Origin of the sequence: Candidimonas humi (assembly GCF_019166065.1) — a bacterium.
In the GTDB taxonomy this organism is placed as follows: domain Bacteria; phylum Pseudomonadota; class Gammaproteobacteria; order Burkholderiales; family Burkholderiaceae_B; genus Candidimonas; species Candidimonas humi.
This window is the reverse complement of the sequence record NZ_JAHTBN010000005.1, coordinates 177,164-190,160: the sequence shown is the minus strand read 5'-3', so window position 1 is coordinate 190,160 and position 12,997 is coordinate 177,164. Positions and strand designations below refer to the sequence as shown.

The following is a 12,997-nucleotide window of genomic DNA, read 5'->3' as shown; positions in this document are numbered from 1 at the left end:
CCATGCTAGACAGCGGGACTTTCATCGAGCTTTCGCCGCCGCCCCCAAAACATAGGTGATAACCCCTGCCGGGCCCGAAATCCGCCTGTCCACCCCGCCATCCGGGCCTGTTTTTAAGGTTATAGTCAGCCCGGGCACGAATACTGGACCCCTGTAGTCGCGCCTGCTCCGGCGCCGGATTCCCGGCGTTTTCCAGGCGCCGCCCCGATATTCCTCGCTTTCGCATCCATGAGACTGCTGCTCGTCGAAGACAATCAGGAACTGTCCATGTGGCTGTCCGCCGTCCTCCAGGAAGAAGCCTTCCACGTGGATTGCGTGCACGACGCGGAAATGGCCAATGCGCTGCTGAGCGGCGGGCATTACGACGCGATGCTGCTGGACCTCAAGCTGCCCAATGCCAGCGGCCAGAGCGTGCTGCGGCGCCTGCGGCGCCAGCAGGACCAGACCCCGGTGATGGTGCTGACCGCCAGCGACTCGCTGGACATGAAAGTGGAATGCCTGGAAACCGGGGCCGACGACTATATGGTCAAGCCCTTCGAGGTGCGCGAACTGGTGGCGCGCATCAAGGCGCTGATCCGCCGCCGCGGCGGCAGCGCCACGCCCACGCTGAGCTGCGCCGACCTGAGCTACGACACCAACACGCGCCAGTTCCAGTTGGCCGGCCAGCCGCTGGCGCTGCCCTTGCGCGAACACAGCCTGCTGGAAGCGCTGCTGTTGAACCAGGGCCGCACCATGAGCAAGGCGAGCCTGATGCAGAGTGTGTTCGGCCTCGGAGGCGAGGCCAGCGAGGACGCGCTGGAAATCTATGTGCACCGCCTGCGCCGCAAGCTGGAGGCGTCCCAGGCCGCCATCGTCACGCTGCGCGGCCTGGGCTACCTGCTGACCCCGCGCCAGGCGTCATGAACAGCCTGCGCGTGCGCCTGGCCCTGTGGGTGCTGCTGCCGCTGGCGGTGGCGCTGTCGCTGAGCATCTGGTTCGCCTATCTCGACAGCCTGCACGACGCGCAGGCCCGGCAAGACCACCGCTTGTGGACCTCGGCGCAAATCATCGCTGGCCAGGTCCAGTGGACCGGGCGCCATATGCTGGCCGCGCCGGTGCCGCCGGTGGCACTGGAGGTCTTCGCCTCCTCGCATCACGACCAGGTGTTCTTCTCGGTGTCGACGGCCGACGGCCAGTTGCTGGCAGGCTGGCCCGACCTGCGCATCGATTTCACGCCCGCCCGCGGGCATATGGAGGCCTACCGGGACCTGCATTACCAGGGCCGCGAGCTGCGCGCCTACAGCATGGCGCGCGACTTCTTCGATACCGGCAAATCCACCCGGGTGGTCATTACCGTGGCCCAGACTCAGGACCAGCTCGCCGCCGAGACCCATGCGCTGTGGTGGCCCAATGCCCTGCGCGAAACGGGCATGCTGGTGCTGGTGCTGGTGCTGATGCTGCTGGGGCTGCGCCATGAGCTCAAGCCGCTGGCCGCGCTGCGCGGCGCGGTGTGGAACCGCGACCAGACCGATTTGCGGCCCATACGCCTGAAGGACCTGCCGCTGGAACTGCGGCCCGTGGTGGACACCATCAATCAGTATGGCGCGCGCCTGCGGCGGCAGATCGACTCGCGCAAGCGCTTCATCGAGGATGCGGCGCATCAGTTGCGCACTCCCATGGCGCTGTTGAGTACGCAACTGCACTATGCGGCCGGCCTGGCAAACACGCCGGAGCTGAAGAAAATCCTGACGGCGCTGGGCCAGAGCCGCCAGCAGATCACGCAGCTGGTCAACCAGTTGCTGAGCCTGTCGCAGGCCGAGAACTTGCGCGGTTCGCCCATGCCGCCGACGCCCGTGGAACTCGACCCGCTGGTGCAGGAGGTGATGGTGGAACTGGCTCCCCTGGCCGCCGGGCGCGACATCGAACTGGGCCTGGGGCCGCGCCACGAGCAGGCGCAGCTGCATGCGCACCGCCCTGCCTTGCGGGCGCTGCTGTTCAATCTGCTGGACAACGCCATACGCTATACGCCGCCCGGCGGAGTCGCCACGGTCTGCGTCACGCGCACGCCGGAAGCCATCACCGTGCTGGAAGTGGAAGACACCGGCCCCGGCATCCCGCCCGAGCTGCGCACCCGGGTGTTCGAGCGCTTCAATCGCGGCAACGCCACCGACCAGGAAGGCACAGGCCTGGGGCTCGCCATCGTCCAGGAAGCGGCGCGGGCTTGCGGCGGCAGCGTCAGCCTGCACAGCGGGCGCAATCACAAGGGGCTGAGAGTCAGAGTGGTGTTCAGGCCCGGCGCGCATGGGCACGAACCTGTTGCCTGAGATCGCAAGGCGCGGAGCCGGCGCACCGAAGACGCGGGCGGCGATGCAAAACGGGCCCGGGCCCGGAGCCTGTCGACGCCAATCCGGGGATTGATGCCGGCGTGCCTGTCGTTACGCCCTCGCGCCCGCGGACGGCCGTCCGCTACTTGCCGCCGGCGTGGCGCGCCCGGGCGGTGACCATCATGTGGTGCAGGCGCTCGATCAGGGAGCTGCCGGTGCGCACGAACGCAAACGGCAGCACGGCATGCACCAGGCAGGCCGCGGCGCCGCAAAACATCAATGCGGAAAACTTGGCGGCCGAATGCAGATGCTGCAGATAGGTCTCGCCCACAGTGGCGGGATGCGCGGTAAACAGGCTGGCGACGGATCTCGACATAGGGGCCTCCGGGGATGCTGGCTTGGGATCTTGGCTATTCATTTCGACTTGGCGTCGGCGCTTTATGCGCCGACCTCTTCACAAGTGGATATCCTAGGCTTATATTCCCGGAAATTGCTTCTGCATTTTCACCAGATTCCCCGTATATATAGAATTATTTTTATTCAAATGGACAAAACAGATAAAAAAATTCTGCATATTCTGCAGGATGACGCAACACTGTCCGTCGGCGCCGTGGCCGAGGCTGTGCACCTGTCCACCACCGCCTGCTGGAAGCGCATCCAGAACCTGGAGGAGCGCGGCGTCATCCGCAAGCGCGTCGCCCTGCTGGACCCGGCGCAGCTCAACCTGGGCATGACCGTGTTCGTCACCATCAAGACCAGCCACCACGACCTGCTGTGGCTGCGCAAATTCTCCGAGGTGGTGCGCGACATACCCGAAGTGGTCGAGTTCTATCGCATGAGCGGCGAGGTCGATTATTTGCTGCGCATCGTCGTACCCGACATCCAGGCCTACGACCAGGTCTACAAGCGCCTCATCAAGGACACCCAGTTATCCGACGTGAGCTCCAGCTTCGCCATGGAAGAGCTCAAGAACACCACTGCCCTGCCCCTGGATTTCGTCTAGAAAGGCCGAAGCAACGTCCACGAGCCGATACGCCGGCTCGGGTAGCGGCTCGCCAGGCGCCTCATAGAAAAGGCCGGATCAGCTCGCGTGCGAGCTCGGCCTGATCGTCTTCCACCATCAAGGTTCGGGCGTTGAGGCTGTTGGAAACCGGCCCCGGATACATGGTGCCGAAGGCACCGCCCTGCATGAAATAGGCAATGCCATAGGCTTCCATCAAAGCCACGATCACTGCAGTCTCGGGTTCGGATTTGGGGGTATAGACGGGTACCACGCCACACCTCTCGATCAGTCGCCGGAACCTCCGGGCCCCGCATGCTTCATGACCTCGCGCTCTACGCGCCGGTCGGGCACCAGCCACATGCAGGCGGCAATGACATAGAAAGCGCCCGAGAGCCACGACGACACGAAAGACGTCGCTATGCCCAGCAAGTACAGCACGGGCGAGAGCTTGCCCTTGATGTCAGGCCCGATCGCGTGCGCCAGCACCGAGCCCGCCCCCTGCGCGGCGATGATGCGCTGCTGCAGGATGAAGTAGGCGATGGCGCAGCACAGCAGGTTCAGGCCATACAGGAACAGGGCCGGGGCGGCGAAATGATTCTCGCCCATCCAGCCGGTGGAAAACGGCAGCAGCGACAACCAGAACAGCAGATGCAGATTGGCCCACAGTATGCCGCCATTGACCGTGCCGGCCAGGTGCAGCATGTGGTGGTGATTGTTCCAGTAGATGCCCAGATAGACAAAGCTGAGCACATAACTGAGAAACACCGGCAGCACCGGCAGCAGCGCGGAGAACTGTTCGCCGTGCGGCACCTTCATTTCCAGCACCATGACGGTCAGGATGATCGCCAGTACCCCGTCGCTGAATGCCTCGAGGCGGTTCTTGTTCATAGTTTCGACCTCATGTCCCGCAAACCGCTACATTGTAGAAAGCGGCCCCGGGCCCTGCAACAGCGGGCCGGAGCCTGGCGGAAACCGGCGCGGCAGGCGCTACAGCACCTTGCCGGGATTCATGATGTTGCCCGGATCGATCAAGCTCTTGATGCCGCGCATCAATCGCAGCGCCACCGGGTCTTTGCAGCGCAGGAAGGCCTGGCGCTTGAGCTGCCCTATGCCGTGCTCGGCACTGATGCTGCCCCCGTAGGCCATGACCTCGTCGAACACCAGATCGGCCACGGCATGTTCGTGCTCGGCGGCCCAGCCCTTGTCCGCGCCGGCGGGGCGCGACAGGTTGTAGTGCAGGTTGCCGTCGCCGAAATGGCCGAAGATGTAGGGCCTGCAGCCCGGCTCGGCCTGCTGCAGGCGGCGCGCGGCGCTGTCCATGAATTCGGGTATGCGCTCGATCGGCAGCGAAATATCGTGCTTCAGGTGCGGGCCGTCGGCGCGCTGCGCTTCGGAAATATCTTCGCGCAGGCGCCACAGGCTTTGCAGTTGCGCGAGCGACGAGGAGACCACGGCATCGAGGCACAGCTCCTGCTCCAGGGCTTGTTCCATGCACTTTTCGAGCAAGGCCTGCAAGCCCTCGGCGTCGGAGGTGTCGGCCAGTTCCACCAGCACATAGGCCGGGTGGCGCTCGCCGAACGGTACCTGCACCCCTTCCGAATGCGCCAGGACCAGGTCGAGGCAGGCATCGGTGAAGAACTCGAAAGCCTGCAGGCGCGGGCCGCACAGGCCGAACAGCAGGCGGAAGAATTCCAGGGACTGCTGCGCCGATTGCACCGCAGCCAGGACCACGGCGCGTTCGCGCATCTGGGGCTGCAGGCGCAATGCCACGCCGGTGATAATGCCGAGCGTGCCCTCGGCGCCGATGAAGAGCTGCTTCAGGTCGTAGCCGGTATTGTCCTTGCGCAAGGTGTGCAGGCCGTTGAAGATCTCTCCGTCGGGCAGCACCGCCTCGATGCCCAGCACCAGTTCGCGCGCCATGCCGTAGCGCAGCACATTGACGCCGCCCGCATTGGTGGACAGATTGCCGCCGATCTGCGAGGAATCTTCGGCGGCCAGGCTCAGCGGCAGCATGCGTCCGGCCTCGGCGGCGGCGCGGCGCAGATCGCCCAATATGCAGCCGGCGTCGGCCACCAGGGTATTGGCTATGGTGTCCAGCGACCGGACGCTGTTCATGCGGTCGAGGCTGAGGATCACATTGCGCGGGCTGGAGTCGGGCGTGGCCGCGCCGCACAGGCCGGTATTGCCGCCGCGCGGCACCACCGGCACGCCATGGGCCTGGCACAGGCGCAAGGCCTGTGCCACCTGTCCGGTATTGCGCGGGCGCAGCACGGCTTGCGCCCGGCCCTTGTAGATGCCGCGCCAGTCGCTCAGCCACGGTTCGATATCCGGCTCGGCGCCGTAGACCACGTCCTGGCCCAGCTCGCTTTGCAATTGCTGCAGAAAGGTGTCCATCGAAAAATTCCCGTTCAATCAGTAGGTCAAAGTCATTCGTTTTCCGTGGCATCGAGGCCCAGCCGCCGGCTGGCCCCGAGCAGGTGCGCGCGTGCGGCCGCACGCGCCGCGGCCGGGTCGCGCCGCCGGATGGCGTCCAGGACGGCGACATGCTCTTTATGTACCTGGCGCGCCAGCCGGCCCGGCACCGCCGCACCCGCGCGCGCATCCGTGTCGCCCCGATCGACGGCCGCCGTGTGGCGGCGCGCCGCCTGCACGCTGCCGCGCCATTGCTCGTTCAGGTATTGCAGCAATTGCGCATATTGCGGGTTGTGCGTGGCCTTGGCGATGGCCTTGTGAAAGGCCAGGTCCCATTGCAGCGCCTTGCCGGGCACCTGCAGGTATTTTTCGAGGCGAGCGAGTATGCCCTGCATGGCGGCGATTTCGGCCGCCGTGGCATGCTGCGCCGCCAGGCACGCGGCGCCCGACTCGATCTCGCAGCGCAGTTCGTAGATGTGGCGCAGCGCGAGCTTGCCGGCGTCGGGCGGCAAGGCCAGCTGAAAGCCCGCATCGACCACCGCGGCTCGCACCATGCAGCCCGAGCCCTGGCGGCTTTCGATCAAGCCCTTGGCGCGCAGGCTCTCGGTGGCTTCGCGGATGACCGCGGCGCTGACCGAGAATTCCTCGGCCAGCAGCCGCCCCGAGGGCAGCTTGGAGCCCACCGGATAGACGCCCTTGCGGATACGTTCGGTCAGGGTATCGGCAACGCGGCTGGTGAGTGTGCGGCGGTTCATCTGCATGCCGTCATCATATCAGGTTATCAGATAAGTTCAGGCAGCCTCGATGCAAGCGCCGGACAGCATGCCGCGTGCAGTTCCGGCCATGCATGCATCGCATATATGCCGGTGCGGCATGTGCCGCCGACACGCCTGCATTTCAAGGCCCGAAAAATAATCCCGAAAAAAAATGAAGCGAACTCTTACAAAGAACAGTCCTTACCACTTGTATCATTGCCTCCGATTCAGAAGATCGGAACGGCTTGGCCGCCGTTGACGGTTCGATCCCGCATCCTGTGCCACAAACACCGGGGGCGGGCCGGAGGCCAAAGCTGGTGAGGCCTTTATCACCAGCGCCAGCAAGAAGGAAAATCCAATCCATGGAAAACCAACAACAACAAGACGTACAGGAACTCACCGCAGCCGAGATCGACATGGTCAGCGGCGGCCTGGCAGCGCCCTGGGACTACAACGGTGAATTCAGCTATTGCAATCTGTACACCACCAATCCCGGCTCCTACCTGCAGTGCAGGTTTGGCTGATATTCGCCCGCGGCGCGTTTGACCGCGCCGCACTCGCGAATTTCGATCCGGCCCCTGTGGTCAGCACAGGGCCGGATCGGCAAAGGCCCGAAGGCCTTGCGCCGTAGATGCCCGCCACGAGCAGCGTGCGGGCACGAAACGAACAAGCACAGAACAAGAACATAAGAGCGCGTGTCCCTATTCCGTAAAGAAGCCTTGCAGGCCCGCCAGACGCCCTGGCTGGGCGAAATCGTACTGGCGCGCCCTATTTCCTTCGGCGTCGCCGCCTGCGCAGCCGCCGCGTGCGCGATCGCCGTATGTCTGTTCCTGGCGTTCGGCACCTATACCAAGCGCGTCACAGTCAGCGGCCAGCTCGTTCCCGACAGCGGCCTGATCAAGCTGTATGCGCCGCACACCGGCATCGTGGTCGAGCGCCGCGTGCACAAGGGCGAAGTGGTGAAGGCCGGCGATCTGCTCTACGTAGTATCTACGGATACACAGAATCAGCTAGGCTCCACGCAGGCGGCGATCAGCTCCGAGGTCGGCCGGCGCGAGGCCAGCCTGCGGGCGGAACAGCGCAGAAGCCGGCTGATCGAACAGACCGAGCACGCCGACGCCGAGCAAAAGATCTCTTCGCTGCAAGCACAGATCGCGACCTTGGACGCCCAGATAGCCGGCCAGCGCGATCGCCTGGCGCTGGCGCGCCGCGCCGTCTCGCGCTATCGCAAATTGGTGGCGCAGGGCTATGTGTCGCAGGAACAGCTCGAACACACTCAGGAAGACGCCATAGACCAGGGCAATCAGTTGCAGGCGCTGCGGCGCAATCGCATCGAACTGAGCCAGCAGCTTGCCGCGCAACGCTCCGGCCTGGCCCAGCTCGACCTGAAGCAACGCAATAAATCCGCGCAGCTCGAGCGCGACCTGAGCAATGCCGCCGAGGCCCTGACGCAAAGCGAAGCCAAGCGGCGCCTGATGGTCAGCGCGCCGGTGGCGGGGACGGTTACGACGGCCCTGGCCCAGGCCGGCCAGACTATAGATAGCGGCCGCCCGCTGGCCACCCTGACGCCGACGGGGGCCAAGCTGGTCGCCGAACTCTATGCGCCCAGCCGCGCCATCGGCTTCGTACGGCCCGGCACACCGGTGCTCATCCGCTATCAGGCCTATCCCTACCAGACCTACGGCCAGCAGCCCGGCACGGTGCTGTCGGTGGCACAGGCCGGCCTGGCGGCCAGCCAGTTCGGCGACGACGCCATGCACAAGGACGCCGACGGCGAGCCGCTGTACCTGGTGCGCGTGGGGCTGGACTCGCAAACTACCGCCGCGCGCGGACAGCGCCTGGCGCTGCTGCCCGGCATGACGCTGGAGGCCGACATCATGCTGCAAAAACGGCGCCTGTATCAATGGGCGCTCGAACCCTTGTACGGCCTGTGGGGCAGACTCTGAACATGCTCGAACGACTGCAAGGACTGTCCCTGGGCCTGGGGAACCGCCTGCCCATGCTGCTGCAGACCGAGGCGACCGAATGCGGGCTGGCCTGCCTGGGCATGATCGCCGGCTTTCATGGCCGGCACGTCGACCTGGCGGCGCTGCGCACGCGCTTTCCCGTATCGCTGAAGGGCGCGACCCTGGCCGGCCTGCTGCGCATCGCAGCACAGCTCAAGCTCGCCGCGCGCCCGCTGAAACTCGACCTGGACAACTTGTCGAAACTGCGGCTGCCCTGCATCCTGCATTGGAACTTCAACCATTTCGTCGTGTTGCGCGAGGTCAATCGGCAATACGCCGTCATCCACGATCCGGCGACGGGCATACGCAAATGCTCCCTGGACGAGCTGTCCCGTTCGTTTACCGGCGTGGCGCTGGAACTCTGGCCGGACACCGGCTTCGAGCGCGAACCCGCCCGTCCGGCGCTGCGGCTGCGCCAGTTGCTGGGGCCGGTCACAGGCCTGAAGCGCTCGTTCGCCCAGGTATTGCTGCTGGCCCTGGCGCTGGAAGTCTTCACGGTCGTCAATCCCTTCTTCCTGCAGTGGGTCATCGACCAGGTGCTGGTGTCGGCCGACCGCAGCCTGCTGGCCACGCTGGCCCTGGGCTTCGGCCTGCTGCTGTTGGTGCAGCAGGCCACCAGCGCGGCGCGCGGCTGGATGCTGATGTATGTCGGCACCATGCTGAACGTGCAATGGCGCGCCAACGTTTTCACCCATCTGCTGCGGCTGCCTGTCAATTACTTCGAAAAGCGCCACCTGGGCGATGTGGTGTCGCGCTTCGGCTCGATAGACACTATCCAGCAGACGCTCACCACCTCGTTCGTCGAAGCGCTGCTCGACGGCGTGATGTCCGTGGTGACCTTGCTATTGATGTTCCTGTACAGCCCGGCCCTGGCCGGCATCGCCGTGGGCGCCATGGCGCTGTATGCGCTGAGCCGATGGCTCTGGTATGCGCCGCTGCGCCGCGCGACCGAAGAACGCATCGTGCATGCCGCCAAGCAACAAACGCATTTGCTGGAAACCTTGCGCGGGGTCAGGACGATCAAACTGTTCGAGCGCCAGCAGGAACGCCGCTCGGCATGGCTGGCGCTGCTGGTCGAGCAGATCAATGCAGACCTGAGCACGCAAAAGCTGACCCTGCTGTACAAGACCTTGAACGGGCTGCTGTTCGGCATCGAGAACATCCTGGTCATCTGGCTGGGCGCGCAACTGGTGCTGGACGGGGCTTTCACCGTGGGCGCGCTGATCGCCTTCTATGCCTACAAGGGCCAGTTCGACAGCCGGGTCGGTTCCCTGCTCGACAAACTGGTGGACGTGCGCATGCTGCAACTGCAGGGCGAACGCCTGGCGGACATCGTGTTCCACCCGCCCGAGCCCGACGCACAGCCGGCGGCGTTCGAGCCCGACATAGGGCCGCAACCGTCGATCGAAGTGCGCGGCCTGCGCTTTCGCTACGGCGACCAGGAGCCTTATGTGCTGGACGGCATAGACCTGCGCATCGAGCCCGGCGAATCGGTGGCTATCACCGGGCCCTCCGGCAGCGGCAAATCGACGCTGATCGCGGTGCTGCTCGGACTGCTGCAGCCCGAGGCGGGCGAGATCCTGTTGGACGGCAAGCCGCTGCGGCAGCTGGGCGCCGGGACGATGCGGCGGCTGGCCGGCACCGTGCTGCAGGACGACGTCCTGTTTGCGGGCTCCATGGCCGAGAACATCTGCTGCTTCGACGTGCAGCCCGACCACGAACGCATCCGCCGCTGCGCGGAGCTGGCGGCCATCCATGACGACATCGCCGCCATGCCCATGGGCTACGACACGCTGGTGGGCGACATGGGCACGGTACTGTCCGGCGGCCAGAAGCAGCGTGTGCTGTTGGCGCGAGCCTTGTACAAGCAGCCGCGCGTGCTGTTCCTGGACGAAGCCACCAGCCACCTGGACATCGAGCGCGAACAGCAGGTCAATACTGCCGTGCTGCAACTGCGCATGACGCGCGTGATCGTGGCGCATCGCCCCGAAACCATAGCCAGCGCGGGACGCCGCATTGTGCTTGCGGGCGGACGCGTCGTACACGACAGCGCGCGGCCCGCAATGGCGGCAGCCGAAGCCGCGGCGGCTGCGCCATGACCCGGGCCGCCCTGCTCGGCCTGGGCCTGGCCGTGGCCACAGCTCTGGCCGCCGGCGGTCCGGCCCGGGCCACGCCCTTCGAACTGGCTGCGCCGCCCGACACTCGCGCGGCCAGCGCCCTGCGCGGGGCGAACGACGGCCCGCAAGGCGCCGCGACATGCGCGTTCGCCGCTCCCGGCGCAGCCCCGCTCAGCCTGCTGGACGCAGTGCAGCGCGCCCTGTGCCATGACCCGCGCACGCGCAAGGCCTGGGCCTATATCGAAACCCAGCGCGGCGAGGTAGGCGTGAGCCGCGCGGCCTATCTGCCGACGGTAACCGCCAGCGGCAGTATCGCGCGTGTCCACCAGCATGTGACCTACACGGACCTGCCAGGCCTGGAATCCACGCTGGATACGCGCAGCACCCAGATGGGCCTGACCCTGGACTGGGTCCTGTATGACTTCGGCCTGCGCGCGGCGCAGCTCGAGCATGCGCGCCAGTTGCTGAATGCCGCGATCGCGTCGCGCGACGACACTTTGCAGACTGTTTTCCTGGATACCGTACACGCCTACTATGACGCACAGACCGATCTGACGCTGCGCAACGCCGCCCGCGAAACGGAACGCGTCGCCCGCGAAAGCTTCGACATCGCTCGGGCTAAATTCGCAGCAGGCGCAGCCACCCTGGCCGACAAGCTGCAGGCGCAGACCGCCTATTCCCAGGCCACGCTCAAGCGCATCCAGGCCGACAGCCAGTTGCGCAGCGCCATCGGCACGCTGGCGCTGGCGCTCGGCCTGGACCCCGCTACGCCGCTGCGCCTGCCCGCGGCCGAGGACCGCGGCAAGCATCGCGGCGACTACCGCGCCGCCGTGGATACCCTGGTGCGGCAAGCGCTGGCGCGCAACCCCAGGATCGCCGAGGCCGAGGCCCAGCTGAAGGCGGCACAGGCCCAGGCCGACTCGGCGCGCAGCCAGGACCGCCCGAGAATCTCGCTGAGCGCGACGCTGGACCGCAGCGACACGCCTATCGAAGAGGTGACCAGCAGGCAGGTCATCAATAACCGCAGCATCGGGCTGCAAGTCACTATCCCCATCTTCGACGGCTTCAGCCGCCGCCACCAGGTTTATGAAGCCGATGCCCAGGTGCGGGTCAAGCAGGCCGAGCTCGACGACGCCAGGAAATCGGTAGCGCAGCAAGTCTGGAAAAGCGACGAAGCCTTCACCTCCGGCCTGCAAGCCGTCGCCACCGCCGAGTCGCTGCTGGACAGCGCCCGGCAGTCGGTACGGGTCGCGCTGGGCCGCTACAAAGCGGGCGTAGGCAGCCTGCTGGAACTGCTGCGCGCCCAAAGCGACCTCGCCGACGCGCAGCAGCAGCGCATCCTGGCCCTGAGCTCCTGGAAGACCGCACGCTTCGAACTGGCCGCAAGCCTCGGACGGCTCGGGCTGCAAGACGCACGGTAAATCTATAGCGGTCGCAGCCGGCACGATTCAGGCGGCAAGGCCCTGGCTGCATCACGCGCCCAGCGGTGCTCTCCAGCCTCATTACTTTTCGGCCTCTTTTCCGAGACTTATTGGTCTCGGTCCCCGTTCCCGGCGTCCATAGCCGCGCCTATCATTGCGCCATGCGGCCAATGAATCCACAGACACCAATGGTTCGGCAGCGCTTTCATGCGTATATCTGCGGAAAGCCCGATAAGAGTAACAATGCCGTATTTTGCAAACTATCCGTTAATTGCGTATATTTATATATAAGCATGAAGGCTGTTTTCGTCGAGCTGCCGGCATTTCAACGCCATCGGGATCAATACATGGACGATGCGGCTCTGCGCGCCTTCCAGGATGTATTGATCCAATACCCCGAAGCGGGCGATGTCATCAGCGGCACCGGCGGCCTGCGGAAAATACGTCATGGCGATCCGAGGCGAGGAAAAGGCAAGCGCGGCGGCTTGAGGGTGATTTACTACTGGTGGCCGGCCGGCCGCCAATTCTGGTTGTTCACTCTCTATGACAAAGACGAAATGGACGACCTGAGCACAGATGAGCGGAAAGCGCTTGCCGCGATGTTGAGCCGCGAATTGCAAGAGAGAACTTGATGGCCAGGCGGAATTTATACGCAGAACTTAGCGAAGGTTTCGATGCCCTCGCCGATGAGCGCAAAGGCAAGCTCACTCTGCGCCGCCACTGCATTGATCCCGCGCCGCCGATCGAGGTAAGCGCGCAAGAACTAGTGTCGCTGCGCCTGCGCCTGAATTTGTCGCGCGGTGTGTTCGCCCGATATCTGCGCACCAACCCCCGCACGTTGGAAAACTGGGAACAGGGACGAGCCAGGCCGAATGCGCAAGCTGCGCTGCTGATCAGGATGGTGGAGCGCTATCCGGACACTGTCGAACGCCTGGCTTCCATCTAGCGGCGGCACGCTGCAGGCAGGACGTCATGATCGA

Annotated in this window: 14 protein-coding genes; 9 read left to right on the top strand and 5 right to left on the bottom strand. The window is 65.2% G+C overall.

Going from position 1 to position 12,997, the window contains the following annotated elements:
* The first annotated feature begins 228 nt into the window (after nucleotides 1-228).
* Nucleotides 229-903, top strand: a complete 675-nt coding sequence (locus tag KVP10_RS13685) for a response regulator transcription factor (protein ID WP_217965157.1) — start codon at nucleotides 229-231, stop codon at nucleotides 901-903.
* Nucleotides 900-2,303: a sensor histidine kinase gene (locus KVP10_RS13680; RefSeq protein ID WP_217965156.1), complete on the top strand. Its 1,404-nt coding sequence runs from the start codon at nucleotides 900-902 to the stop codon at nucleotides 2,301-2,303. The genes KVP10_RS13685 and KVP10_RS13680 overlap by 4 nt, the downstream gene beginning before the upstream one ends.
* A 142-nt stretch (nucleotides 2,304-2,445) precedes the next feature.
* On the opposite strand, the gene KVP10_RS13675 is transcribed toward KVP10_RS13680, so the two are convergent.
* Nucleotides 2,446-2,679, bottom strand: a complete 234-nt coding sequence (locus KVP10_RS13675) for a DUF6356 family protein (RefSeq protein WP_217965155.1) — start codon at nucleotides 2,677-2,679, stop codon at nucleotides 2,446-2,448.
* 168 nt (nucleotides 2,680-2,847) lie between these two features.
* On the opposite strand from KVP10_RS13675, the gene KVP10_RS13670 reads away from it, so the two are divergent.
* Nucleotides 2,848-3,306 carry an Lrp/AsnC family transcriptional regulator gene (locus KVP10_RS13670; RefSeq protein ID WP_217965154.1) on the top strand — a complete coding sequence of 153 codons (459 nt, stop codon included), beginning with the start codon at nucleotides 2,848-2,850 and terminating at the stop codon, nucleotides 3,304-3,306.
* A 61-nt stretch (nucleotides 3,307-3,367) separates the two neighbouring features.
* On the opposite strand, the gene KVP10_RS13665 is transcribed toward KVP10_RS13670, so the two are convergent.
* The 4 genes from KVP10_RS13665 to KVP10_RS13650 form a co-directional block, all read right to left on the bottom strand.
* Nucleotides 3,368-3,577 carry a putative signal transducing protein gene (locus tag KVP10_RS13665; protein WP_217965153.1) on the bottom strand — a complete coding sequence of 70 codons (210 nt, stop codon included), beginning with the start codon at nucleotides 3,575-3,577 and terminating at the stop codon, nucleotides 3,368-3,370.
* 14 nt (nucleotides 3,578-3,591) lie between these two features.
* Nucleotides 3,592-4,194 carry a TMEM175 family protein gene (locus KVP10_RS13660; protein ID WP_217965152.1) on the bottom strand — a complete coding sequence of 201 codons (603 nt, stop codon included), beginning with the start codon at nucleotides 4,192-4,194 and terminating at the stop codon, nucleotides 3,592-3,594.
* 99 nt (nucleotides 4,195-4,293) lie between these two features.
* A complete protein-coding gene (locus KVP10_RS13655) occupies nucleotides 4,294-5,700 on the bottom strand; it encodes an FAD-binding oxidoreductase (protein WP_217965151.1) in 1,407 nt (468 codons plus the stop codon).
* 32 nt (nucleotides 5,701-5,732) lie between these two features.
* A complete protein-coding gene (locus tag KVP10_RS13650; protein WP_217965150.1) occupies nucleotides 5,733-6,473 on the bottom strand; it encodes a FadR/GntR family transcriptional regulator in 741 nt (246 codons plus the stop codon).
* A 362-nt stretch (nucleotides 6,474-6,835) separates the two neighbouring features.
* Between KVP10_RS13650 and KVP10_RS13645 the strand changes: the two genes are divergently transcribed.
* The 6 genes from KVP10_RS13645 to KVP10_RS13620 all read left to right on the top strand — a co-directional run bounded on the left by KVP10_RS13645 (nucleotide 6,836) and on the right by KVP10_RS13620 (nucleotide 12,963).
* Nucleotides 6,836-6,997, top strand: a complete 162-nt coding sequence (locus KVP10_RS13645; RefSeq protein ID WP_217965149.1) for a hypothetical protein — start codon at nucleotides 6,836-6,838, stop codon at nucleotides 6,995-6,997.
* Nucleotides 6,998-7,168: 171 nt separating this feature from the next.
* Entirely contained in the window at nucleotides 7,169-8,419 is a 1,251-nt protein-coding gene (locus KVP10_RS13640) for an HlyD family secretion protein (RefSeq protein WP_217965148.1), read from the top strand.
* A 2-nt stretch (nucleotides 8,420-8,421) separates the two neighbouring features.
* Nucleotides 8,422-10,578 carry a peptidase domain-containing ABC transporter gene (locus tag KVP10_RS13635; RefSeq protein ID WP_376810915.1) on the top strand — a complete coding sequence of 719 codons (2,157 nt, stop codon included), beginning with the start codon at nucleotides 8,422-8,424 and terminating at the stop codon, nucleotides 10,576-10,578.
* Nucleotides 10,575-12,017: a TolC family protein gene (locus tag KVP10_RS13630; RefSeq protein ID WP_217965147.1), complete on the top strand. Its 1,443-nt coding sequence runs from the start codon at nucleotides 10,575-10,577 to the stop codon at nucleotides 12,015-12,017. The genes KVP10_RS13635 and KVP10_RS13630 overlap by 4 nt, the downstream gene beginning before the upstream one ends.
* Before the next feature lie 293 nt (nucleotides 12,018-12,310).
* Entirely contained in the window at nucleotides 12,311-12,649 is a 339-nt protein-coding gene (locus tag KVP10_RS13625) for a type II toxin-antitoxin system RelE/ParE family toxin (protein WP_217965146.1), read from the top strand.
* Nucleotides 12,649-12,963: a helix-turn-helix domain-containing protein gene (locus tag KVP10_RS13620; RefSeq protein ID WP_217965145.1), complete on the top strand. Its 315-nt coding sequence runs from the start codon at nucleotides 12,649-12,651 to the stop codon at nucleotides 12,961-12,963. The genes KVP10_RS13625 and KVP10_RS13620 overlap by 1 nt, the downstream gene beginning before the upstream one ends.
* The last annotated feature ends 34 nt before the right edge of the window (nucleotides 12,964-12,997 follow it).

What these genes read in the sequence shown, in the direction of transcription:
- KVP10_RS13685 (WP_217965157.1), top strand. Translation starts at nt 229, where the DNA reads ATGAGACTGCTGCTCGTCGAAGACAATCAGGAACTGTCCATGTGGCTG.
- KVP10_RS13680 (WP_217965156.1), top strand. Translation starts at nt 900, where the DNA reads ATGAACAGCCTGCGCGTGCGCCTGGCCCTGTGGGTGCTGCTGCCGCTG.
- KVP10_RS13675 (WP_217965155.1), bottom strand. Translation starts at nt 2,679, where the DNA reads ATGTCGAGATCCGTCGCCAGCCTGTTTACCGCGCATCCCGCCACTGTG.
- KVP10_RS13670 (WP_217965154.1), top strand. Translation starts at nt 2,848, where the DNA reads ATGGACAAAACAGATAAAAAAATTCTGCATATTCTGCAGGATGACGCA.
- KVP10_RS13660 (WP_217965152.1), bottom strand. Translation starts at nt 4,194, where the DNA reads ATGAACAAGAACCGCCTCGAGGCATTCAGCGACGGGGTACTGGCGATC.
- KVP10_RS13655 (WP_217965151.1), bottom strand. Translation starts at nt 5,700, where the DNA reads ATGGACACCTTTCTGCAGCAATTGCAAAGCGAGCTGGGCCAGGACGTG.
- KVP10_RS13650 (WP_217965150.1), bottom strand. Translation starts at nt 6,473, where the DNA reads ATGAACCGCCGCACACTCACCAGCCGCGTTGCCGATACCCTGACCGAA.
- KVP10_RS13645 (WP_217965149.1), top strand. Translation starts at nt 6,836, where the DNA reads ATGGAAAACCAACAACAACAAGACGTACAGGAACTCACCGCAGCCGAG.
- KVP10_RS13635 (WP_376810915.1), top strand. Translation starts at nt 8,422, where the DNA reads ATGCTCGAACGACTGCAAGGACTGTCCCTGGGCCTGGGGAACCGCCTG.
- KVP10_RS13630 (WP_217965147.1), top strand. Translation starts at nt 10,575, where the DNA reads ATGACCCGGGCCGCCCTGCTCGGCCTGGGCCTGGCCGTGGCCACAGCT.
- KVP10_RS13625 (WP_217965146.1), top strand. Translation starts at nt 12,311, where the DNA reads ATGAAGGCTGTTTTCGTCGAGCTGCCGGCATTTCAACGCCATCGGGAT.
- KVP10_RS13620 (WP_217965145.1), top strand. Translation starts at nt 12,649, where the DNA reads ATGGCCAGGCGGAATTTATACGCAGAACTTAGCGAAGGTTTCGATGCC.